Origin of the sequence: Siphonobacter sp. SORGH_AS_0500, assembly GCF_002838835.1 — a bacterium.
In the GTDB taxonomy this organism is placed as follows: Bacteria; Bacteroidota; Bacteroidia; order Cytophagales; family Spirosomataceae; genus Siphonobacter.
Genome location: NZ_NHPP01000002.1, coordinates 207591 through 231358 on the forward strand (window position 1 = coordinate 207591; position 23768 = coordinate 231358).

Annotated in this window: 14 protein-coding genes and 1 pseudogene; 3 read left to right on the forward strand and 12 right to left on the reverse strand. The window is 46.6% G+C overall.

Annotated features, from left to right (window positions below):
* Positions 1 to 116: 116 nt before the first annotated feature.
* Both odhB and BWI96_RS03010 read right to left on the reverse strand, forming a co-directional pair.
* Positions 117 to 1670, reverse strand: coding sequence for a 2-oxoglutarate dehydrogenase complex dihydrolipoyllysine-residue succinyltransferase (gene odhB / locus BWI96_RS03005; protein WP_106635212.1), 1554 nt, complete (start codon positions 1668 to 1670; stop codon positions 117 to 119).
* Between the two features lie 92 nt (positions 1671 to 1762).
* Positions 1763 to 4542, reverse strand: a pseudogene (locus BWI96_RS03010) (2-oxoglutarate dehydrogenase E1 component).
* 645 nt (positions 4543 to 5187) lie between these two features.
* On the opposite strand from BWI96_RS03010, the gene BWI96_RS03015 reads away from it, so the two are divergent.
* Positions 5188 to 6441, forward strand: coding sequence for a dipeptidase (locus BWI96_RS03015; RefSeq protein WP_106635213.1), 1254 nt, complete (start codon positions 5188 to 5190; stop codon positions 6439 to 6441).
* 259 nt (positions 6442 to 6700) lie between these two features.
* On the opposite strand, the gene BWI96_RS03020 is transcribed toward BWI96_RS03015, so the two are convergent.
* From BWI96_RS03020 to BWI96_RS03040, 5 genes are all read right to left on the reverse strand, one after another.
* Positions 6701 to 8917, reverse strand: a complete 2217-nt coding sequence (locus BWI96_RS03020; RefSeq protein WP_106635214.1) for a xanthine dehydrogenase family protein molybdopterin-binding subunit — start codon at positions 8915 to 8917, stop codon at positions 6701 to 6703.
* Positions 8918 to 8921: 4 nt separating this feature from the next.
* Entirely contained in the window at positions 8922 to 9908 is a 987-nt protein-coding gene (locus BWI96_RS03025) for a xanthine dehydrogenase family protein subunit M (protein WP_106635215.1), read from the reverse strand.
* Positions 9905 to 10519, reverse strand: a complete 615-nt coding sequence (locus tag BWI96_RS03030; RefSeq protein WP_106635216.1) for a (2Fe-2S)-binding protein — start codon at positions 10517 to 10519, stop codon at positions 9905 to 9907. The genes BWI96_RS03025 and BWI96_RS03030 overlap by 4 nt, the downstream gene beginning before the upstream one ends.
* 316 nt (positions 10520 to 10835) lie before the next feature.
* Positions 10836 to 11681 carry an aldo/keto reductase gene (locus BWI96_RS03035; RefSeq protein ID WP_106635217.1) on the reverse strand — a complete coding sequence of 282 codons (846 nt, stop codon included), beginning with the start codon at positions 11679 to 11681 and terminating at the stop codon, positions 10836 to 10838.
* A 221-nt stretch (positions 11682 to 11902) separates the two neighbouring features.
* Entirely contained in the window at positions 11903 to 13957 is a 2055-nt protein-coding gene (locus tag BWI96_RS03040; protein WP_106635218.1) for a glycoside hydrolase family 65 protein, read from the reverse strand.
* A gap of 669 nt (positions 13958 to 14626) precedes the next feature.
* Here BWI96_RS03040 and BWI96_RS03045 point away from each other — a divergent pair.
* Together BWI96_RS03045 and nhaA are read left to right on the forward strand one after the other, a co-directional pair.
* Positions 14627 to 16189, forward strand: coding sequence for a M28 family peptidase (locus BWI96_RS03045; RefSeq protein WP_106635219.1), 1563 nt, complete (start codon positions 14627 to 14629; stop codon positions 16187 to 16189).
* Positions 16190 to 16387: 198 nt separating this feature from the next.
* Complete coding sequence (nhaA, locus tag BWI96_RS03050) at positions 16388 to 17560, forward strand: Na+/H+ antiporter NhaA (protein ID WP_106635220.1); 1173 nt, start codon at positions 16388 to 16390, stop codon at positions 17558 to 17560.
* On the opposite strand, the gene BWI96_RS03055 is transcribed toward nhaA, so the two are convergent.
* The 5 genes from BWI96_RS03055 to BWI96_RS03075 all read right to left on the reverse strand — a co-directional run bounded on the left by BWI96_RS03055 (position 17533) and on the right by BWI96_RS03075 (position 23738).
* Entirely contained in the window at positions 17533 to 17877 is a 345-nt protein-coding gene (locus tag BWI96_RS03055; RefSeq protein WP_198555127.1) for an N-acetyltransferase, read from the reverse strand. The two genes, nhaA and BWI96_RS03055, sit on opposite strands and share 28 nt — an antisense overlap.
* Positions 17859 to 18110, reverse strand: a complete 252-nt coding sequence (locus BWI96_RS03060; RefSeq protein WP_106635222.1) for a hypothetical protein — start codon at positions 18108 to 18110, stop codon at positions 17859 to 17861. Before BWI96_RS03060 ends, BWI96_RS03055 begins: the two co-directional genes overlap by 19 nt.
* Positions 18111 to 18254: 144 nt before the next feature.
* Entirely contained in the window at positions 18255 to 20528 is a 2274-nt protein-coding gene (gene bglX / locus BWI96_RS03065) for a beta-glucosidase BglX (RefSeq protein WP_106635223.1), read from the reverse strand.
* Positions 20529 to 20587: 59 nt separating this feature from the next.
* Positions 20588 to 22186 (reverse strand): glucoamylase family protein, encoded by a 1599-nt coding sequence (locus tag BWI96_RS03070; protein ID WP_106635224.1) that lies wholly within the window; start codon positions 22184 to 22186, stop codon positions 20588 to 20590.
* 88 nt (positions 22187 to 22274) lie between these two features.
* Positions 22275 to 23738: a RagB/SusD family nutrient uptake outer membrane protein gene (locus BWI96_RS03075; protein ID WP_106635225.1), complete on the reverse strand. Its 1464-nt coding sequence runs from the start codon at positions 23736 to 23738 to the stop codon at positions 22275 to 22277.
* Between the last annotated feature and the right edge of the window lie 30 nt (positions 23739 to 23768).

Genomic DNA, 23768 nt, shown 5'->3' on the forward strand with positions numbered 1-23768 from the left:
CATATCAATTCTGGATAACCCAAAACTGAAAACAGACGACTGAAAACTGTAAACTGAAAAATCCCCGCTCTAGCGTTACCAGAGTCGGGGATTTGTTCTTGAGTATGGTTTGAGGACTACACGTCTAATAATAAACGAGTAGGCTCTTCTAATAACTGCTTCACGCGAACCAGGAAGCTTACGGATTCTTTACCGTCAATGATGCGGTGGTCATAGCTTAATGCGATGTACATCATCGGGCGAATCACGATTTCCTTATTCACTACTACGGGACGCTCAATGATGTTGTGCATACCTAAAATAGCTACCTGAGGAGCGTTAATGATAGGCGTAGACATCATCGAACCGAATACGCCACCATTGGTGATGGTAAACGTTCCGCCATTCATGTCTTCGATGGTCAGCTTGTTGTCACGAGCTTTTACGGCCAGATCAACAATGCCTTTTTCGATACCCGCGAAAGTTAAGTCACCTACGTTACGTAACACAGGAACCACTAAACCGCGAGGCGTAGAAACGGCTACGGAGATATCTACGTAATCGTGGTAAACAATTTCATCACCGTCAATGGAAGCGTTCACCGCTTCGAATTCTTTCAGGGCCACGGTAACGGCTTTCGCAAAGAAGGACATGAAGCCTAAGCCTACGCCGTGTTTCTCCTTGAAGCGATCTTTGTATTTCGAACGCAGATCCATGATCGGCTGCATATCTACTTCGTTGAAAGTAGTCAGCATGGCCGTTTCATTTTTCACCGCTACCAGACGACGGGCAATCGTTTTACGAAGCGAAGTCATGCGTTGACGACGTACGCCACGCTCTTCGGTAGATGCTGGTTTAGCAGCAGGAGCGGCTTTAGGAGCTTCAGCCTTGGCAGGAGCAGGAGCCGTAGATGCTTTCAGGGCGTCAGCTTTCATGATTTTGCCACCTTCACCTGAACCCTGAATATCTTTAGGATTAATACCTTTATCCGCTAAAATCGCAGCAGCTACGGGAGTAACGCCACTGGCTTTATCAGCCACAGGGGCCGATGCAGTAGCCGCTGGTGCTGCTGCGGGAGCTGGGCTAGAGGCAGGAGCAGAAGCACCCGCACCTACTGTAATGGTAGCAATGACAGCACCAATTTCCAGCGTAGAACCAGGTTCCGCAATGATATGTAACGTTCCGGCAGCCTCAGCGGGTAACTCAAACGTAGCTTTGTCAGATTCCAGTTCGCAAAGGATCTCGTCCATTTTCACGACGTCACCTTCTTTTTTATTCCAGTTTGCAATGGTAGCTTCGGTTACCGACTCACCCATTACCGGAATTTTAACTTCAATGGTTTTGGTCTCTTCCGATTTGGCTTCCGCAGCAGGAGCAGCCTGAGGGGCAGCTTCAACAGCAGGAGCGGCTTCCGCTTTAGGAGCTTCTGCGGCAGGGGCAGAACCTGCATCACCATCCGTAGAGATAGAACAGATAGGAGCTCCGATCGCCAGCGTATCGCCTTCTTTAGCCAGAATACGCAGAATACCTGCGGCTTCAGCCGGAAGTTCAAATGTAGCCTTGTCAGACTCTAATTCACATAATACCTCATCCATTGCTACCGTATCGCCGTCTTTTTTGTTCCAGGTGGCGATGGTAACCTCAGTGACGGATTCCCCTACAACGGGGACTTTCATTTCGATGATTGCCATGATTAGGTACTTCCCCGAAGGGAGGATTCGTTCTTATTATATAATCAAAATGGCCGGATTCAGAAGTTTCCCTGAATCCGGCTCGTTAGTTATTAAGCAAAAGCTTCCTGAATTAAGGCGGCCTGTTCTTCGCTGTGGGTCTTTAAGAAACCTGTAGCGGGTGAAGCCGAAGTTTTACGCGAAATTACGTCTAACTGGCCACAACCAAATTCACGTAAAATATAAGTCCAGTAACCCATATTTTTAGGCTCTTCCTGAACCCAGTAAATTTTGGCTTTCGAGAACTTCGCCAACTCCTGCTGAATTTGTTTCAACGGTAGCGGGTGTAGTTGTTCAACCCGAATGATGGCTACATCGTTGCGACCATCTTTCTGTTGTTTGTCCAGCAGATCGTAATAGATTTTACCCGTACAGAGTAATACCTTTTTCACTTTCTTCGGATCAACAAAGGTATCGCCGATTACTTCTTTGAAACCACCTGTAGTCAGATCTTCAATCGGAGAAACGTTCAGCGGGTGACGTAACATCGACTTGGGGGACATGATAACCAGCGGCTTACGGAAGTCCCAGGTTAATTGTCTCCGCATCAGGTGGAAGATGTTCGCTGGCGTCGTTACGTTTGCGACTACCATGTTGTAATCGCCGCACAACTGCAGGAAGCGTTCGGGGCGGGCATTTGAGTGCTCGGGACCCTGACCTTCGTACCCGTGAGGTAATAACATCACCAGACCATTTTGCAGACCCCACTTGGATTCGCAGGAACTTACAAATTGGTCAATAATAATCTGAGCACCGTTAGCAAAATCACCAAACTGAGCTTCCCAGATGACCAGAGCGTGAGCGTTGGCCATGGAATAACCAAACTCAAAACCTAAAACACCGTACTCAGAAAGCAGGGAGTTGAAGATTTCCATCTGCTCCTGACCTTCCTGAATGTTATTAATCTGCGTATACGTCTTGTTCGTTTCGGCATCGTGAAGAACGGCATGACGGTGACTAAACGTACCGCGTTGCACATCCTGACCCGTCATCCGAACGTTTTTACCTTCCAGTAATAGGGAGCCGTAGGCCATTAATTCAGCCGTAGCCCAGTTAACCTGACCGTTATCCTGTAACAGTTTTTTACGGTCGGTAATGAGTTTATCAATCTGTTTCAGGGGCTTGAAACCTTCGGGAAGCGTGGTTAAGGCCGTGAAAATTTTATCGACTGTTTCGCGGGAAATAGCAGTTACGGGCGATTGCTCGAAATCTTCCGCCGAACCATAGCGAAGTTTCTTCCACTCTTCGTCTAATTTCAACGGATGGAAAACGGGAGCTTCAGCCTGTTTCACCCCATCCAGACGATCCTGGAGGAATTGCTTGAATTCCGCTTCCATGCTCTTCGCCAGCTTCGCGTCTACTTTGCCACGGCTTACGAGTTGTTCGTTATATAACTCCAGAACGTTCTTGTGCAGTTTGATCTGAGAGTACATCGTGGGCTGCGTGAACGAAGGCTCGTCCGACTCATTATGACCCCAGCGACGGTAGCAAATCATGTTAATGAAAACGTCCTGGTTGAATTCCTGACGGTATTCAACGGCCATTTTCGAAACGAACATAACGGCTTCTGGATCGTCACCATTCACGTGGAATACGGGAGCATCGATGATTTTCGCGATGTCCGTACAGTAAATAGCCGAACGGCCTTCTACCGAGTCCGTGGTGAAACCAATCTGGTTATTAATCACGAAGTGAATGGTACCACCCGTTTTGTAGGCGGGAAGTTTCGCCATTTGGGTTACTTCGTAAACAATGCCCTGACCGGCAACGGCGGCGTCTCCATGAATCAGGATCGGCATTACTTTATCGTAATCACCTGCGAAAATTCCATCCGCACGGCTACGTACGAAACCTTCTACTACAGGGTTAACCGTCTCTAAGTGAGAAGGGTTAGGAGCCAGCTTTAAGCTACATCTTTACCCGATGGCGTTCTGTGCGTGCTGGAATAACCCAGGTGATACTTCACGTCACCGCCGAAGTTAATATCGTTAGGCAGGGTATCTTCCAGCTCCGGCACTTGTCCCACGAAACCACTGATGATCTCGTCGTACGACTTGTGCATGATGTTCACCAAGACGTTCAGACGGCCCCGGTGGGCCATCCCGATCATTACTTCTTCTACACCCAGATCGGCGGAAGTATTAATGATCGTATCGAGCGAAGGAATCGTTGCCTCGCCACCTTCCAGCGAGAAACGTTTCTGGCCTAAAAACTTGGTATGAAGAAACTGCTCGAAGGTTACTGCTTCGTTTAGTTTCTTTAGAATACGTTCTTTTTCTTCTTTTGTAGGATCGAAAACCAGAGCTGCTTTTTCAATTTTATTACGCAGCCACTCTTTTTCAACCATGTTCCGAACGTACATGTACTCGAAACCGATGTTACCAGCGTAAATTTTTTCGAGGGCAGCCATGATCTCGCGAAGCGTCGCCGAACGGCCTAAAAGAAAATGACCTGCTTCAAAAACGGTATCGAGGTCTTTTTCAGAAAGTTTATAGTCTTCTAAAGTTAAGCGGGCTTCCAGGTCACGCTCGTAACCCAGAGGGTTAGTTTTAGCCAATAAGTGACCGCGAGAGCGATAGGCTTTGATCAGGCTTAAAACGGAGCCTTCCTTTGCAATAATACCTGCGTCGGCGGGTTTGGCTTGTCCGTTGCCGTTTGAAGAAGGAGCTACTGCGGCAGAATCACCTTTTTCACCGTAAAGAACAGAGAAATCGTAGCCTTTGAAGAAGTTTTGCCAACTGGTGTCTACACTGGTTGGGTCTTGTTGGTATTTATCGTACAAGTCGGAAATGTAATCCACGTCCGCATTGGCGATATAAGAATATTGGTCCATATCAGAAAAACTGCTCGAATAATTGGGCAAAGTTAGGGGTTGCAAAAGACTGAGACGGAAAATTTTCTGAATTTTCCTGAAAATTTCCGCCAAAAAAGTATAGCTATAGAAAACGCGATTTCCAATTGTAAGAAAAACGGCCTGAAAAGAGCTTGCTCAACGGGCTAAGGGTAATGCATAACGAATGAGTGATTGGATGAATAAAGAACAGGTTTAGATAGATTTATCGGGTCATTTTCAGCGTAATGAATCTTTTCATGTTCTAACGTTATGGCTAGACTTTTGTTCATTATTTGTTGGATTCCTGAAACAGCCCTTGTCGAAACCCCAGCGAAGTAGTAGGACAGTTCATTTTCTTTTACTGGTAACGCAGGTATACTTCATAGTTCATTGAATTACTAGTTCAACGTATCAAATGAAGAGGCTGGTAAAAGAATCGCTCAAAAAAATGAAAAAGCTTTACGGAATAGACGATCTTATTCAGGACATCCCTACCCAAAAATTGAATCGCTTCACTTCAGGAACTTATCTTCATACTTTCGGGAATGATCGATATGCTCATGTGGCTAAGTTCATACCTCGCAGAATATTATTACATTGCTGATGAAATTTGCGATATAGTTATACACTTTTTTCCCAACGAATATGAAGAAGATTTTCCTTGCGTTGCCGCTGGTGTGCCTTGGTCAGACCTTATGGGCTCAAGATGATGCCAAGCTCATCGAAAAAGCCAAGAAGATTCACGCTAAGGTTTTCACACTCGACACACACGCCGATACGCCCATGCGGATGGTGGGGAAAGATTTTGATATTTCGAAGGATAATAGCAAAGATGGGAAACTGCCCGATTCTAAAATCGACTTTCCCCGCATGAAAAAGGGTAGTGTAGATGGTATCTTCTTTGCGGTATATCAGGGACAGGGACCACGCACGCCGGAGGCAAACGCGAAAGTTCAGAAGATGGCGATGACCATTCTGGATTCCATGTACGCCCAGATCAACCGTCACCCGGAAATGGGTAAGATTGTAACGACGCAGGAAGAGGCCTTGGCTCTGGAAAAAGCGGGAAAAAGCTCGATTTTTATCGGCGTTGAAAACGGGTATCAGATCGGTAACGATCTATCCTATATTCAGAAATTCTACGATCGCGGAGCTCGGTACATGACGCTCTGTCATTCTTCCAATAATGACATTTGCGATTCATCAACGGACCCCAAAGGACCGGAGTTTAACGGCTTGAGTCCTTTCGGAGAAAAGGTGGTTGCTGAAATGAATCGTCTGGGCATGATGATCGACATTTCTCACTTGTCCGACAGCACCGTCTGGGATTTGATTAAGTTATCTAAAGCTCCCATTGTAGCAACGCACTCGGATGCTTACGCCGTGCTGGATCATCCCCGGAATTTGAATGACGATTTACTCCGGGCTATTGCTAAAAAGGGGGGCGTGGTGCAACTGAATTTATTAAGCAGTTACATTAAAGCAAGTCCTAAAAATCCCGAACGCGAAGCAGCAGTAGCGGATATTCGGAAGAAGTATACTTCGGGCGGAGCCATGTCAGACGAACAGATGAAGGCCATGCGTACTGAAATGCGGGAATTGAACAAGAAGTTTCCAGTACCGCTGGCGACAGTGAAAGACGCGATTGACCATTTGGATCATTTCGTGAAAATCATGGGTGTTGACCACGTAGGTATCGGTGGTGATTATGATGGGGGAGGGTATCTGGCTGATTGCTTTGATATTGCCGAATATCCAAATCTGACTATCGAAATGGTTCGTCGGGGTTATACGGAGAGAGATTTGAAGAAAATCTGGGGCGAAAACTTCTTCCGGGTAATGAAGGATGTACAGAAAGTAGGAGCGAAAATTCGTGCGGGTGATATGGCTATGAAATAGTTGTTAGGGGATGGGTTTTAGAAGAGACATCCCTTGTGCACGACGGCCTCTTCTAATGGTCGCTTAATATGTAGAGAGGTCCATTAATAGCTTCTACCACGTTCTAATTTAGATGGCTATGTTGTTGGCAAGTAATTAGCTAATCCTGAAAATTATCATAATCCGAGTAGGAGACGCGATAAATAGACGTCTCTACCATAAAAAAATAAAAAGGTACAGCACTAGTAATGCTGTACCTTTTTATTTTTTTAACTAACAACTAAATCAACTTATCAGGCGTAATAGGTAACTCTCTAATCCGTTTCCCGGTGGCGTTATAAACGGCATTGGCGATAGCCGGAGCCATGCCAATAATGGCGATTTCACCTAGACCTTTCGAACCCATAGGTGTGGTATACGGATCTTTTTTATCCACGAATAATACATCTACCTCAGGAACGTCGGCATTGACGGGGACGTGATAATCGGCGAAGTTATTATTGACGTAACGTCCAAAACGGTGGTCAATCACGGCCTCTTCGGTTAACGCCATGCCAATGCCACCGACGGCTCCGCCCATCATCTGGCTGCTGGCTGTTTTATGGTTTACGATGGTTCCCGCATCGGCCAGAGCTACGGCGTGTTTTACTTTTACAACGCCCGTGGTGGGATGCACATGTACTTTCACGAAATGGACTGAAAAGGAATACATCGCAAATTTCTTCTGCTGGTCTTCGCTCAGTTTGGACTCTTTGGTTACTTCCAGTTTCGGTAAGTTATTTCGCTTCAATACTTCAGCATACGTAATGCTGGCCGAGCGGTCTTTGGGTGAATTGATTTTTCCATCCTCGTAGACCAACGTATCGACTTTCGCATTTTTCAAGGCATTCCCTGAAAGTTCCACCAGCTTTTGCCGTAACTCTATACAGGCTTCGTGTACGGCTGAACCTACGGAAGCCACTGTTGCCGAACCACCCTGAATCGGGGCATCGGGTAAATTGGATTCACCCAGTTCGAATTTGATTCGATTAGCTGGAATGCCCATCACATCTGCCGCAATCTGAACCATAGCCGTTCCAGTACCGGGACCAATATCACTGGCGGCACTCTGCACTAGTAACGTTCCGTTGGCATTTAGGCAGGCTCGGGCCGTGGCGGGCCGACGATGGGCTCCAAAGGTGCCCGTGGCCATGCCATAACCCACCCACATGCCATCTTCCATTTTGGCTTTTGGTTGATTACTTCGATTCGACCAGCCAATTTTATCCGCCCCCATTTTATACGCTTCTCGAACGTAGTTACTTGACCAGGGTAAATCCCGTTCCGGATCTTTTTCCGGATAATTCATGATACGTAATTCAATGGGATCGACATCCAGAGCATAGGATAACTCATCAATGGCCGATTCCAGGGCAAATGCCCCCGTTGCTTCGCCGGGACCACGCATGGGAATGGGCGAGCAAATATCCAGTGGCACTACGCGATAAGTCGTATTTACGTTCGGGATCTGGTACATGAACTTGGTCATGGCTACCGTCGCTTCCGTAAACTCCTCGTAATTACTATTCTGCACATTCGCCCAATGCGAAATGCCTACTATTTTTCCGTCTTTCGTCGCTCCAATACCAATCTTCTGGTGCGTATGAGGACGATAACCAGCAATGGTGAACATTTCATTGCGAGTTATAACCAGCTTTACCGGACGGTTCACCTTTTTCGCGGCCAGAATCGTAGCAATTTCGTGGGGCCATACCCGAAGAGACATCCCAAAGGCTCCGCCTACAAATTGCGAATGCACCTGCACGTTCTCTTTCGGCAGCTTAAAGGTTTCTGCAATGACCTGCTGCGTCATCTTTACGCCTTGCGTTTTGGCGTAAACGGTAAGTTTGTCCGGCCCATCCCACTGAGCCAGAATCCCGTGTAACTCCATGGGGTTATGAACCTCGCTAGGTAGGACATATTCTTCTTCCAGATTTACCGGAGCGGTTTTGTACGCATCTTTCTCGCCCCGCTGATAATCCTGCAAAGACTTGTTGGTCTTGGGTACGTTACCTTTGGCGAGGTTCGCTTTTAAGTCGGTCTGGTGTTTTTGCTCCTGATACTCAGCCTTCACTAAGGACGCCGCGTAAGTTGCCCGTTCAAATGTATCGGCAACAACCATTGCAATAGGCTGACCGTTGAAATGGATTTCATCATTGTGAAAAGCCATCATGCCTGGCCCACGACCCGAGCTGGTCTTGCTGGGCTCTTTCGCTTCATAGGCTGGAACTTTGGGTGCGTTTACATGCGTAAGTACGACTAGAACACCCGGAGCACTTTCGGCTTTTTTTGTATCAATATTTTTAATCCGACCTCGGGTTATGGTGCTGGGTACCAGCACGCCATAAGTCAGATTCGGGACTTCGTATTCAGCAAAATAAGTAGCTCCTCCAGTTACTTTCAACACAGCATCGACGCGACTCATACGTCCGCCGATCTTTTCGTCTTTATTTTTCATACGATCATGCGGTTAAGCCAGCGGCGATTTTGAGTGCTTCGACTATGGAATTGGGGGCTAGTTTCAGTTTAAATGAGTTGTACTCATAGCCTTTAGCTCCAGTCATGGCGACTTCAGCCGCTTTCTGGAACGTGGCTTCCGATACGGTTTGACCTACCAAAGCCTTTTCTGCTTCCAGCAATCGCCAGGGCTTATGAGCGACGCCGCCCATGGCCAGCCGGGCCGACTTAATCGTCTTCCCATCTAGCTCCAGAGCCGCCGCAACCGATACCAAAGCAAAGGCGTAAGACGTACGGTCGCGGACTTTGAGGTAATGAACGTTCTTGGCATAGGGCGAGTCGGGGAGGGTGACAGCAGTTATTAACTCTCCCTTTTCCAGCGTATTATCTTTTTCAGGATGATCGCCGGGAAGGCGGTGAAAGTCGGCAAATGGAATTTTACGTTCGCCTTTAGGCCCCTGTACAATAACGGTGGCATCCAGAGCGGCCAGGGCAATGCACATGTCGCTGGGATGTACGGCAATGCAATGTTCGCTGGTACCAAAAATGGCGTGCATTCGGTTATAGCCTTCTTTGGCTCCACAGCCTGAGCCGGGCTGACGTTTGTTGCAATCCATTTCAGTATCATAAAAATAGCCGCAGCGGGTTCGCTGTAGCATATTTCCACCTACCGTCGCCTTATTGCGTAACTGAGCCGACGCTCCGGCGTTCAGAGCCAGCGAAAGTAAAGGCCATTTTTCCTGAATCAGCTTATCATCGGCAACCTGGCTATTCAATGCCATCGCTCCGATGCGAACGCCCGAACTTTCTTTTTCAATTTTAGTATAGGGTAACCGACTGATGTCAATCAGTTTATCTGGCTCGGTAACCCCGCGTTTCATTAAATCTACCAGATTGGTTCCTCCGGCGAGAAACATGGCTGAGGGGTCTTTGGCTAAGGCCTCGATGGCCGATTTGGCCGTGGTGCTTCGGACGTATTGAAAGGCTTTCATACCGTTTGTCCTCCTTTCTTCACTTCCATAATCGCATCGACGATGTTGGGATAAGCTCCACAGCGGCAAATATTTCCGCTCATGTATTCCCGAATTTCATCTTCGGTATCAGCATGCCCTTCGCGAATGCAGGCAATGCCGGACATGATCTGACCCGGGGTGCAATACCCACACTGAAAACCATCGTGTTTGATGAAGGCTTCCTGCATTGGGTGTAAGTCATCCCCTTTCGAAATGCCTTCAATGGTAGTGATCTTCTTTCCGTCTTCAGTAACGGCTAATGTCAGGCAGGAATTGACTCGCTGACCATCTGAATGAACGGTACAGGCTCCGCATTGACCAAAATCGCAGCCTTTTTTGGTGCCCGTCAGGTGTAACTGCTCGCGTAATAAATCCAGCAGAGTGGTGCGAGGCTCAACGCTAAGGTTGTGTTTTACACCGTTCACTTCCAGTTTTAACGCGACTTTTTCGAAAGGGGCGGCCACTTTTTCATCCCATTTGGGATCTTGTACGGCTTTGCCCGGAGAAAGAACTAATGCAGACAGCACGGACGATTGCTTGAGGAAATCACGCCGGGCTTCGTTTTCAACCTTTTTTTTGCTCGTTTTCATAAAAAAGGATTATGTAAGACAATTCTTCAGTGCGGGAAGAGATTCATTTCAAGCACAAAGAGGACTTGAAATGGGTTTTACTTAATAAATTCAACGGATTAGCGTAGGTAATGTTTATTCAAAATTTGGCCTTTAAAGTTGCAGGTGAAGCTTCGCTAAACATTAATAGTAGAGACGCCGATTGATCGCGTCTAGTCTCTATTGACAAACTGGTTACTCGTTAACGTATAACCATGCTGATCTGGGAAACGCGGTAAATCGACAATTCTTATTAACCACCAGAAGAGGCAGAAGTCTGCTCTTCGTGGTTATGATGTTACGCGGAAAGCGTTTGAAATTCGTCGTCGGTTAACTCAATTTCTGAAGCCTTTAGATTTTCCAGTAAATGTTCAACTGAACTCGTTCCGGGAATTAATAGAATATTCGGGGCTCGTTTCAGTAACCAGGCCAAAGCGATTTGGGCGGTAGTTGCTTCGTGTTTCTGAGCGATTTCCTGAATTTTCTCTTTCATTTTATCCGGTCCCGAAGCCAGCGGAAACCAGGGGATGAAAGCCATGTTGCGTTCGGTGGTATAGTCCAGTACATCCTCCCAATGGCGGTCACCGAGGTTATACAAGTTTTGAACAGAGACAATAGGAACCACCTTCTCTGCCTGCTTGATCTGATCAATGCCTACTTCGGATAAACCGACGTGCTTGATTTTTCCCGCCTTCACCGCGTCTACAACTGGCCCGAGCGTTTCTTCTACGGGAACTTTGGGGTCAAAACGGTGCAATTGCCAGAGGTCAATCACGTCCAGTTTCAGGCGTTGCAAACTGCCCTCAATTGCTTCCCGAATATGATCCGGGTGCCCATTGACGGGCCATTGGTTAGGACCGGTTCGTTCTAGTCCGCCTTTAGTGGCGATTACTAAGCCTTCTTTGTACGGATACAGAGCCTCCGCAATAAGCACTTCGTTGGTGTGCGGCCCGTATGAATCAGCCGTATCAATAAAGTTAAGACCGGATTCAACCGCAGTTTGTAATACTTTTTTAGCTTTTTCACGGTCAGGAGCATCGCCCCAGACGCCGCTGCCTGTTAATTGCATTCCGCCGTAGCCCAGGCGATTCACTTCAAATGCACCTCCGATTTTGAAGGTATGTTTTGTGGTATTGGAAGCCATGATCTCAAAAACGATGAATAGTAGATTTGATTACTGATTAACCCAAGTTGAATAACTCAGGAAGCGTTGCCCCGAACGAGTTGAACTCAACACTTCATACGGGTAGATACTAAAAGAATATGCCGCCCTAGATTTCATGATGGGGTAAAAGAAGAGCCGTGAAACTAAAAAAGCCGATAAGCAGGAACGCTCATCGGCTTTTCAGGACAATTTCTCATGAATTACTTCACTACATACGTTTTTTTATCAACGCCTATTCCTTTCAACGTAAGTGATTTCCAATGTTTGGGAAGTCGCGTTTTCAGTTGAATAATACCCTTGTCGGTAATATCCAAGCCTCCAAAGCCCGCTAACAGCGTCTGAAGATAGCCACCTGCACCCGTTGCGAAATACGGATTGGTGCCACCCGCCGTTTCGGCTAATACACCAAACGGAGGAACCTCATTGGGTTTGTAACTATCCATGTATAACTCGTAGGCTTTATCCGTTTCTCCCAGTCGGTTATAAAGAATAGAGAAAATGCCGTGAGCCATGGCTGGCGATTGCCCCTTACGTCCCGGTTGGTTATCGGCTAAAACTTTCCAGTAATAATCTAAATCCTTTTTAATGTCCTTCGGATCCGTTACTTGTTTCATGGGATAAGCCAGCAGGTTTACGTCTCCCTGCTTGATGATTTCCCCATTGTAGGTAGCGTATTCTTTCGTTACCCCATCTGGGAATTTATAAATGACCAACCCTTCTGCTACTTCTTTCCAGCGGCTGTTTTCTGGGAAGCCCAGTTCGCGGGCAGCCTGATTGGCAAAGCTTAACACTTCACGGGCCATGCCGTTCGTGTACGCATTGTCATCCACGTTTTCAGCCCATTCATCCGCACAGACTACATTGATAATGTGATACTTGCCATCCTTTCCTTTTTCCGCCCGACTCACCCAGAAGTCAGCTACTTCTTTTAAAAGTGGGTAGCCTCTGTCTTTTAGCCAGATTTTATCCTGGGTAACTTGATAGTATTTCCAGAATGCAAAACCTACGTCGCCAGTAATGTGATGTTGAAAAGGTCCCGTAAGAGCCCAGACGGGCGTAGCTTCCTGTCCTTTATCGTCGGATTCCCAGGGGAACATTACTCCCTGATACCCGTGTGACTTTGCATTCTGCCGGGCGGCATCCATTCGTTCAAATCGATACTCGAGCAGAGATTTGGCAATTTCTGGGTGCATGAGTAAAACGGGGGGATACATCCAGATTTCGGTATCCCAGAATACATGTCCGTTATAACCCAGACCCGAAAGGCCCATGGGAGATAAACTGTAGGCCTGACCTTCCCGGCAAAAAGAATAAAGATGATAAAGCGAGAAACGAGCGGCCCGCTGAGCTTCTGGATCGCCTTCGATGATAATGTCCGACTCCCAAAGCTTATCCCAGGCTTCGTTATGACGCTGAACTAGCCGATCCCGCCGTTCAAGAGCTGCAAAAATGGTTAGCCGTTCTGCCTCGTTATGCGGGTCTGGAGTATGTTCGGTGGAGATAACTGACCCTACAATGCTAAACCGATAAGTTTCACCGGCTTTCAGCTTTTTACTGAACTTGAGCCGATGAAGCCCTGAATCCCATTCTTCGTGAATCAAAGCGGGTTCTTTACCCCGAGGCTCGTTGAAAATAAAGCTGTTGGAAGCCGCTACCAGGTGCTTTCCCGTGGGCGATTTGGCTACCGAAGTCATCAAAGGAATTAGCGAATGGGGGCGGTCAATGGTATGATAGAAGTTTTCAACGTCCCTTAATAAATCCGGGGAGGATAGTACGCTGTGCGGAGTAATTTCAACATCAGCTTTCGCCTGAATTTCAACATCAATTAAAGCCGTATGAGGTAAATGCCGGAGAGCCCTAATGGACTCTTTTACGACTACCTTATTGCCGAAAGTAAAGCTGGTGGTAAGGGTAGCGTGTTTCATATCCAGCTCTTGCTGATAATGCTGAATGCCGGTTCGATCCACTCGCTGACCATCAACTTCCAGGTCCATATTGGCAAAATCAAACACCTTCAGAATGTTAGAAACACGTCCTCTTCCGTAGCTGTCGAAAGTCCCATTCAGAACGACATCATTCACTTTCAGAGGAGTGGCCGAAGAAACAATGCCAATCATTCCATTGGCTACACTAACGCCGTAGTAACGGTTCGGGTTAATATCCTGAGCTGTAATAGTCCAGCCCAGGTCTTGTGCCTGTAGCCAGGAAGAACTGAGAGCTGAACAAAAGAGAAGTAATGATTTGGTTATATTCATATATTTTATTGAAATAAATAAAGAAGTAAAGTAAATAAAATCTGTTTATATACGAATGGATGAGTGTAAATACTTAGGTAACTATTTAGTAAGTGGCTTATCAGCTCTGGCATTAGGAGTTGAATTTGTGTTTTCCTAAAAGAAACCCTAAGGCAAATCAGGGCAGGAGTAAGTCTACTGTTTGGGTAGAAATGAGAGGGAATTTTTAGAGGTTGAAAAGAGTAACTTCTACCTCTGTCATCTCGAACGTAGTGAGAGACCTTAGGTAGAATGGGGCGGGTTTGAGGTTATTGATGATACTTCTGTTCCTAACATTGTTCCGGGATGAAATCCGGGGAAGCACCAAGTAAGGTCCTTCGCTTCGCTCTGGATGACAGGCTCTGATGATGAAGTAATTATGTATCCTTAGAGTTTATCTATCGCAAACCTGTTTTAACAATAACCCCAGCGGGGTTCAATGTAGATAGCCCCGGATGAAATCCGGGGAACACAAGTAAGATCCTTCGCTTCGCTCTGGATGAAAGGTTGTGGGTAGTAATCTAAAATGCCATTCATACACAGCCTGAAGGGCATCTAAAAACGCAATGCAGAAACCTTTCATCTCATTTGTATAGCAGAAGTGCCCGAAAGCGTTTAATTTTAGAGATTTGATTTCCATAGATTCACTTCATGAAAAAACTCCTTACCCTGTTGGCAATGAGTCCGCTGGCGTTTGCTCAGGCTCAGAATCCAACGAAATTTGCCGCATCTATTACGGCAGCAGACCTCAAAAAACACCTGAGCTATCTGGCATCGGATGAGCTGGAAGGTCGCGGAACCGGAACGCGTGGTCAGCACAAAGCTGCTGAATACATTGCCAATCATTTTAAGAGCTTAGGACTCAAAGGCATTGGCCCTAACGGTAGTTACCTCCAGCCCGTGGAATTAGTTGAATTAGGCTGGGGAGACGTATACGTGAAGACGACCAGCGGAACAAAAGAACTCCTCAAGGATTTCTACGTGACGGGATCAAGTAACTTCTCAAAGGAAGAAACACTCGACATCGTTTTTGTTGGATACGGCATTGACGACGAGAAATACTCTGATCTTAAAGGTCTGGATTTAAAGGGTAAAGCCGTGTTGATGCTACCCGGCGAGCCCAAAAAAGAAGATGGGACTTACCTGATTTCGGGCACGTCTCAAGCTTCTTCCTGGTCAAAAAATCCCGAAGCTTCCCGCAAGAAAATGGCTTTGCTTCAGGAAAAAGGAGCTCGTTGCGTGGTCACCATCGCTCCCGGTTCGGATGAACAAACGGATAAATTATACGCTCGGATGCGGGCCTACTCGCCCCGAATGAACCGTCTGACATTCAAGGATGAAGAGCGTCCGGCTTCAACTTTATTAACCGTTCAGTTAAAACAGGGCTTAGCCAAAGAAATTTTAGGTCTGGATGATCAGCAACTGGCTGATTTAATGGCGGGTAAGACGCAAGCAAGGGATCTCAACCATACCATTACCCTGAAAGCAGTTGAAAAACAGACGCCAATTGAGACTTCTAACGTGGTTGGTTTTCTGGAAGGAACGGACAAGAAAAACGAAGTACTGGTAGTAACGGCTCACTACGATCACATCGGTATTTCGGAAGATGGCAAAATCAATAATGGAGCGAATGACGACGGTTCGGGTACGGTAAGCGTTATGGAACTGGCTGAAGCATTTTCAAAAGCAGCAAAGTCAGGAGCCCGTCCGCGTCGGAGCATTCTGTTCATGACCGTAACGGGTGAAGAAAAAGGCCTGCTAGGTTCAGAATATTACGTAAATCATCCACTGATTCCGCTCGAAAATACTATTGCCGATTTAAACATTGACATGGTGGGCCGGGTTGACAAGGCTCATGAAGGCAAGCCTGATTACATTTACGTGATTGGCTCGGATAAGCTTTCTTCGGAATTGCACGCCATTAACGAAGAGGCTAACAAAAAGTACATTAAAATGGATCTGGATTATACCTTCAACGATCCTAACGATGTAAACCGTTTTTATTACCGTTCCGATCACTACAACTTTGCGGCGAAGAAAATCCCCATCATTTTCTACTTCAATGGTGTTCACGATGATTACCACCGGCCAACGGATGACGTAGAAAAAATCGAATTCGATAAGGCTGAAAAAACGGCTCGATTGGTATTCTATACCGCCTGGGATTTAGTCAACCGTGATAAACGCATTGTGGTAGACTCTAATAAGCCTTAATTCAGTAGTACCTGAAAAATGAATCCAGCCGTTTGTCTAACAAAGCGGCTGGATTTTTTGTAAACACTTGTAGGTTGGACTGGTAATGATTTTTGACGGAGCATGCCGTAAAAACAAAAGCTTCAAGAAAGGCTGAGTTGAAATTAAAAAATGATATTAACCAAGCAAAAAGATACCAAACAAGCGTAAGCCATTCGTATGAATAAACAACTATTCAAAACTTCTCAATTCATTAAATCCTTTTCTGAAAACGGACAATTAGGGGGTATTTTACTGCTGTTGGCGACGACGGTTTCGTTAGTAATCACTAATTCCAGTCAGGGAGAATCTTATCTGCACTTTTGGGAAACAACGATAGGAACGGGGTCTTTAGCTTTGTCGGTTGAAGCGTGGGTAAATGATGCCTTAATGGTCGTTTTTTTCTTTCTTGTGGGAATAGAAATCAAGCGGGAATTGCAGGTAGGGGAGCTTTCCAGTATGAAGCAAGCTCTATTACCCATCGTAGCGGCCCTTGGAGGATTAATCACGCCTGCTCTGATTTTTCTGGCGTTCAATCATGGAACGGCAGCAGCCAGCGGCTGGGCTATTCCCACCTCTACGGACATTGCTTTTTCACTGGCCGTGCTCTCGTTAGTAGGAAATCGGGTGCCGCTAGGGTTGAAGGTCTTTCTAACGGCTCTGGCCATTATTGACGACCTCGGAGCCATTCTGATTATTGCTTTTTTCTACACTGAACAATTGCAATGGGTCTATCTGGGCCTTGCTGCTGCTATTACTACGGTTTTGATTGTATTAAGTCGACTGAAAATCAGAACCTTATATGCTCACTGGTTTTTGGGAATTATACTATGGTACTGCATTCTTCAGTCAGGAATCCACGCTACTCTGGCAGGTGTTATTCTGGCTTTTACCATTCCGCTGGAGGCTATTTCGGGGCTGGAACATCGTTTGAACAAACCCGTTAACTACTTATTACTGCCCCTTTTTGCTCTGGCTAATACCACGATCCATTTATCAGCCGAAGCTTTTCAATCCTTGCTGGAACCGATGGAATTAGGCATTTTTCTGGGTTTATTACTGGGAAAGCCGCTGGGTATCAGTCTGGCATCTTTTCTATTAATTCAGTCGAAAGCGGCTGCTTTGCCCTTGCATACCAACTGGAAACAAATGGCAGGAGCGGGAGTAGTCGCAGGTATTGGGTTCACGATGTCCATCTTTTTGACTAACCTTTCCTTCAGCAATCCTGAATTTTTAAACGGAGCCAAATTATCCATTATTCTGACCTCATTTACAGCAGGACTACTTGGGTTTATACTATTGAGATGGGCAACGAAACCAATGGCTTATGAGGGATCTTTCCGCAAAAAGTAAATGGTTAACTCCCGACTGGGCTGATATTCATGGTAGATTTCGAAGCCTTTGTGTTGATAAAGGCTTACGTTTTGAAGGGTACTGGTTTCCAGCAAAACCGGGATTTCTTCCTTCTGGGCTTCCAGTAATAGGGGGTCAAGTAATGAACTAGCAAAGCCTTTTCCCTGAAATTGAGGATGAACGCCCAGCATCCACAGGTAGAGGTAAGGGTATTGGGAGCGTTGCTTCTCGACGTAAGCTTCCGTTTTCAAAATGCGGGGAATGGGTGCTAGCCCTAGCTGACTCACTAATTGAAGACTCAAAAGCGAATCCCGCAAAAAATCCCCTTTCGCTGGGTATCGTTTCCAGATGCTACGCCTTCCTGCTGGGGGGTAGAAAAGACTTTTCCGTGCCGAATGCCATAATCAAAAGTGTAAGCAACGAGCGGCTGAATCCGTTTGGAAGCCTGCGTTTTTCCGGTTGCCAGCCAGTTTAAATGATTATTGGTATAGAAAGCCTGATTTAAGGTTTCAAGGATTTCTCTTCGGTTTTGGGGGGTAGCCAGTAACATGAGGTTTCCAGTTGTAAGTCCAAAAATAAAAGTATTTCTACCTAATTTGACTTAAAATCCTGAAAACAATACTTAACAAAAGATGCCAGCTAAGCTAGCTGGCATCTAGGCAATCAGGCACATCTATGATGAACTATATACACACTATTTATTCCAGGTGATTTTCGCCGTTTTCACTTCGCTGGAGTTCGTTCCAATGTGAACGTGAAATTCACCGGCTTCCCAATCGTACTTCAAATCGCTGTTATAGAATTTGAGCTGTTCGGGAGTAATGTCAAATGTTACGTCTTTGCTTTCGCCGGGTTTTAAACTGATTTTCTGAAAACCTTTCAAATCCTTAACTGCCCGGGTCACACTCGCAACAGGATCGCTGAGGTAAAGCTGAACGACTTCTTCTCCGGCATATTTTCCTGTATTAGCGACGGTTACGGTAGCCTTCAGCGTTTCGTTTCCTTTCAAGGTTGATTTACTCAGCTTGACATCGCTGTAACTGAAAGTTGTATAACTCAAACCGTAACCGAAAGGAAAGAGTGGATCATTGGAAACGTCCAGGTAACGCGACTTGAACTTGTCCAGTAACACGCCTTCGTAGGGACGACCCGTGTTTTTATGGTTGTAATAAATCGGAATCTGACCGACGTTGCGGGGGAAAGTGGCCGTGAGTTTTCCCGAAGGGTTATAGTTGCCAAACAGCACGTCCGCCACGGCATTACCCGATTCCGTTCCACCAAACCAGGCTTCCAGCATGGCATCCGCGTTTTCGTTTTCCCAGGTTAAGGTCAAGGGACGACCACTCATTAACACCACCACCAGAGGCTTGCCCGTCTTTTTCAAAGCTTTCAGTAAGTCTTTCTGATTATCGGGAATACCGATGTCCGAACGGCTGGAGGCCTCGCCTGACATTTCCTGGGCTTCCCCAACAACCGCTACAATAATATCCGACTTCTGAGCCGCCTGAACCGCTTCTTCAATCATGGCTTCAGGGGAACGGGGATCTACGTCTACCAAACCATTCTGAGCGTTCAACCGCTTAATCAATAGCGTATCCGTTGTGAAATTGGCTCCCTTGGCGTAGTTAATCTTTACCTTTTCGCCCGCTACATTCGTAATACCTTCGGCTACGGTAACGGCTTTTTTCCAGTCGCCCGCGATGTTCCAGGTACCGAGCATATTCTTACGATCATTCGCTAAAGGTCCAACCAGAGCAATGGAGCCCGACTTTTTCAGCGGTAAGGTCTGATGGGCGTTTTTCAATAATACCTGACTCCGAACGGCCAGTTCGCGGGCAAAGGCCCGGTTTTCAGCCGTGAAAATATCTTTGGCCGGACGTTTTTCGTCGAGGTAACGATAGGGATCATCAAACAAACCCAACTTGTACTTGGCTTCCAGAATCCGGCGGCAGGCGAGGTCAATTTCCTTCTGAGTAACCTTCCCTTCTTTCAGGGATTTTTTCAGCGTGGTTAAATACCCTTCACCCACCATGTCCATATCCGTTCCGGCATTCAGAGCTTTCGCAGATACCTGTTGCAAATCACCCAAACCGTGAGCCGTCATTTCATTAATAGCCGTGTAATCGGTTACCACCAGCCCTTTGAAGCCCCACTGCTTGCGAAGTAAATCCGTCATTAGCCATTTGTTAGCCGTAGCAGGAATGGCATCAATTTCGTTAAATGAAGTCATTACGCTCGCCACGCCCGCATCAACAGCGGCTTTGTAAGGCGGCAGGTAATACTCAAACATCTTGATCCGGCTCATGTCGGTAGTGTTATAATCACGTCCGGCTTCGACTGCTCCGTACAGAGCAAAGTGTTTGACGCAGGCTAATACCGTGTTGGTACTTTTCCAGTCTTTACCCTGATACCCCCGCACCATCGCTTTGGCAATCAGTGAACCGAGGTAGTGATCTTCCCCGGAGCTTTCTGAAATACGGCCCCAGCGGGGATCGCGGGCGATGTCAACCATTGGTGAAAAGACCCAGTTCAGACCGTCAGCCGTAGCTTCGGTAGCGGCAATTCGGGCACTTTTTTCAATGCGTTCCAAATCCCAGCTCGTTGAAATAGCCAGGGGAATGGGGAAGCTGGTTTTATGTCCATGAATAACATCCAGGCCAAAAAGCAGTGGGATATGCAGGCGGGAGTTCTTAACAGCGAGTTCCTGCGGCTTACGAACCAGAGCTGGATCATAAATCCCAAACAGGCCACCTACTTTACCAGATTTAATATTTTCTTCCACGTTCTGAGAAACCGTAGCTCCCGTCGCGGTGAAACCTCCGGGCGTAACCAGATTCAACTGACCGATTTTTTCGTCGATCGTCATCTGGCCCATGAGTTTGTTAATGAAAGCGTCCATTTTGGCATCCTGAGCCTGCACTTGCAGACTGAACAGTCCTGCCAGTATCAAAAGGGAAGTTTTTTTCATAGGTATTATTGTTAAAACCGGGTAACTGATATTAACCAGTTACCCGGTCCTTGCCATACTTATCGCAGAAGCAGCGTAAGCGTTTTCTTTACGGAACCCTGCGTAAGTGTGGCGGTGTATTTGCCAAAGGGGGCATCAAATGAATGCGTATGCGTACCGGGGGTTAAAACCTTATTATCCAGTAATTTAATAACGGTTCCCGAAGCATTCTTCAATTCTAGGCTTACTGGTTCGGCCCCCTGAACGGCAAAATCCAGAGGAAATAATCCTGAATCGGTGTGCTTTAATAAGCTCCATTCGCCCGTTTTAGGGTGGGGCTGATAGGCGTAAAATCCAGTAGGGTAGGAGGGCTTTTCAATACCCATCTTCTGCAAGCCCTGTTTGATCTCCTGAATACGTTCGCCTACTTTCCAGATCAGTCCTGTTCGGTAGTTTTCCATCATGACCACAATCGGTCCCTGATCAATGGCGAGGTATTGGTTAGAAAACCAGTTCTTAGAAGCATTAAATGCATCATAAAACCCGTATTCCCCGAAGAGACGATTCCCTTGTTTCAAATAGAAATACCGCAGAGCCTGCCAGGACTCATAAGGCGAGTAGGGGAAAGCGGAAAGAGCGGCGGTCGGCGTAATGGTACCGTTATCGTTCGTGGGTGAGTGAGCGTCGTAGAAGTTATAATCGTCACTCGCAGTCAGTCCCCAGTTTTCTTCGGAATAACCGTAAGCTTTTGGAGCTTTCTCGGCACAGTACGCCCAGTTCATCAGGGTATGAGCCTGATTCATTTGCCAGTAATTGGTATGCTTGTCCTCCATTTGGCGAGGGTCCATACTTAAGTACGAATAATGGGTAAAGAACAAAGGCCCGCCGTAGGGAAAACCAATCTTCAACTTGTAGCCCATGTACTCATTACCATTGGTAAAATGGTTGGACTGCTTCCAGGTGTTCTCGTATACTTCTGGCTTAATAGGGTGCGTAGGTGAACCCAGGGCCAGCACGTAGGTAACTAAACACTCATTATAACCTTCGATGGGCATATTCATTTCCCATCCGTATTGCTTGGACCAGTGCCAGCGTAGTTTGCCATCATGCACGTACCAGTCCCATTCTACGCCTTCGTATAATTGGGTAATCTGATTGCGAAGTTTTTTCTCGGCTGCATTCGTACTATTGAAGTACTCGCGAGCTACTAACAAACCGTTCGTGAGAAAAGCCGTTTCAACGAGATCACCGCCGTTATCTTTTTGTCCGAAGGGCACTACCTTGCCCGTATTGCCGTCCAGCCAGTGGGACCAGGCTCCGTGAAAACGGTCGGATTTTTCCAAAAAGTCAGCGATTTTCTGAACCCGGGCTACCGCCTGTTCGCGAGTAATCCACTGGCGTTCGGCGGCTACGACGATGCCCATAATTCCAAAGCCAGTCCCGCCAGTAGTAACAATGTTAGGCGTTGCAGTACGTTCGGGAGCCATGCCGGAAATCGGATGAGCGAAATCCCAGAAATACTTAAATGTAGCTTTCTGAACTACATTCATGTATTCATTTTTTTCAGTGGGAGGAGTTGTTGATGAAGTGTTTGAAGTGGCAGGAATCGACTTCGTACAAGAAACGGTAGACAAAGCCAATGCCAGAACTCCCCAGGAAAGAGTTTTCAGTAGCGTCATAAAGCAGGAATGATTGGGCGGAGATGAGAAGAATAAAGACCGTAATCCAGTAAATGGATTACTGAATTACGGTCCAGTCCAATAGCGATTAATAGCCAGGATTTTGAGTTAAAGCCTTACCACTCAAATCGATTTGCGTTTGAGGAATGGGAAACAAATCGTGTTTGCCATCTACGTAAGGAAGGCCCAAAGCCCGGAGAACCGTACCCGCACGACCCTGACGGCGTAAATCAAACATACGGTCATGTTCAAAAGCTAATTCTACACGACGCTCGTTCCAGATTTTCATGCGTAAGTCGGTTTGAGTGGTCGTCGTTAAAGCCGCCAGACCTGCCCGAACGCGTACTTTGTTCAATGAAATCAAAGCATTAGCTGGCTGACCCAGCTCATTAGCCGCTTCGGCATTCATTAATAACACTTCTGCAAAACGCAGGATACGCATGTTTTTATTTGTCTCTGAATCATTACCGTTATACGTTTCAGCCACGCGGCTTACGTAAGCTTTCTGGTTGTAAGCCCGGTTAGGTGCCGAGGCTAACACTTTCTGACCATCCCAAAGCGTCTCCCCAGGGTACATAAAGGTAGCGTCTTTTCGCTTGTCACCAGCCTCGTACGCTTTCTCTAAATCAGCCGATGGCGTATTAAAACCCCAGCCCCATTGACCACGTACGCTCTGACAGGTAGAGTAGTTATTGATACCTTTGTTAGGCGTAGTTCCCTGAGCCTGAACTTCAAAGATAGACTCAGCATTGTTTTCGCCTACTTCACGCCAGATCGTTGAATAATCTTCTACCAGCGAGTACTTACCACCCGCTATGATCGTATTCGTCAGCTCCAGTACTTTGTCCCATTTCTTCTGATACATGGAAACTTTAGCCAGCAGAGCCTGGGCAGCACCTTTCGTGACACGACCTACAGGCGTGTTCCCTTTTTCAGGAAGGTTATTGATAGCAGTAGTCAAATCGGCTTCAATCAACGCATAAATTTGCGTTGCCGCTACCCGGGTACGGCCTGCTTTCAGATCATCCTCATTGGTAGGATCGGGAACCTTGGTGATCAGAGGAACGCCACCAAACGTGCGAACCAGATTGAAGTAAAAATACGCCCGTAAAAAGCTCGATTCACCAATCAGACGGTTTTTCGTAGCCTCTTCAATGGTCAGGTTAGGCAGGTAGGTAAGGGCCTGATTAGCTCGGGCAATACCCTGATAGTTTCCTTGCCAGATGTCATTGAACGAACCACTCGTTGCCGAGAAGGTGAAACCATCCAGTTCGTTCTTATCGGAACCCGTATCTCCGGGATCGCTGCCTTTATCGGCATCATCCGAAGCAATGCTGGTGATCCCAATCCACGAGAAAGAGTGGATATTCCAGTCCAGCATTTTGTTATAAATCGCCGTTACAATCCCTTCTGAAGCCTCTGGGTCAATAGAAAGGTAATCGGGAGTAAGTTCGCCCTGAGGCTTTACTTCCAGGAAATCCTTACAAGCCGTTCCGCTCAGGGTAAGTCCCGCGAAAAGTCCAGCTCTTAAAATATATTTATTGATTTTCATTGTATCGTATCTTTTGTGTCTTCAGGACTA

What these genes read in the sequence shown, in the direction of transcription:
- odhB (WP_106635212.1), bottom strand. Translation starts at nt 1,670, where the DNA reads ATGGCAATCATCGAAATGAAAGTCCCCGTTGTAGGGGAATCCGTCACT.
- BWI96_RS03015 (WP_106635213.1), top strand. Translation starts at nt 5,188, where the DNA reads ATGAAGAAGATTTTCCTTGCGTTGCCGCTGGTGTGCCTTGGTCAGACC.
- BWI96_RS03020 (WP_106635214.1), bottom strand. Translation starts at nt 8,917, where the DNA reads ATGAAAAATAAAGACGAAAAGATCGGCGGACGTATGAGTCGCGTCGAT.
- BWI96_RS03025 (WP_106635215.1), bottom strand. Translation starts at nt 9,908, where the DNA reads ATGAAAGCCTTTCAATACGTCCGAAGCACCACGGCCAAATCGGCCATC.
- BWI96_RS03030 (WP_106635216.1), bottom strand. Translation starts at nt 10,519, where the DNA reads ATGAAAACGAGCAAAAAAAAGGTTGAAAACGAAGCCCGGCGTGATTTC.
- BWI96_RS03035 (WP_106635217.1), bottom strand. Translation starts at nt 11,681, where the DNA reads ATGGCTTCCAATACCACAAAACATACCTTCAAAATCGGAGGTGCATTT.
- BWI96_RS03040 (WP_106635218.1), bottom strand. Translation starts at nt 13,957, where the DNA reads ATGAATATAACCAAATCATTACTTCTCTTTTGTTCAGCTCTCAGTTCT.
- BWI96_RS03045 (WP_106635219.1), top strand. Translation starts at nt 14,627, where the DNA reads ATGAAAAAACTCCTTACCCTGTTGGCAATGAGTCCGCTGGCGTTTGCT.
- nhaA (WP_106635220.1), top strand. Translation starts at nt 16,388, where the DNA reads ATGAATAAACAACTATTCAAAACTTCTCAATTCATTAAATCCTTTTCT.
- BWI96_RS03060 (WP_106635222.1), bottom strand. Translation starts at nt 18,110, where the DNA reads ATGTTACTGGCTACCCCCCAAAACCGAAGAGAAATCCTTGAAACCTTA.
- bglX (WP_106635223.1), bottom strand. Translation starts at nt 20,528, where the DNA reads ATGAAAAAAACTTCCCTTTTGATACTGGCAGGACTGTTCAGTCTGCAA.
- BWI96_RS03070 (WP_106635224.1), bottom strand. Translation starts at nt 22,186, where the DNA reads ATGACGCTACTGAAAACTCTTTCCTGGGGAGTTCTGGCATTGGCTTTG.
- BWI96_RS03075 (WP_106635225.1), bottom strand. Translation starts at nt 23,738, where the DNA reads ATGAAAATCAATAAATATATTTTAAGAGCTGGACTTTTCGCGGGACTT.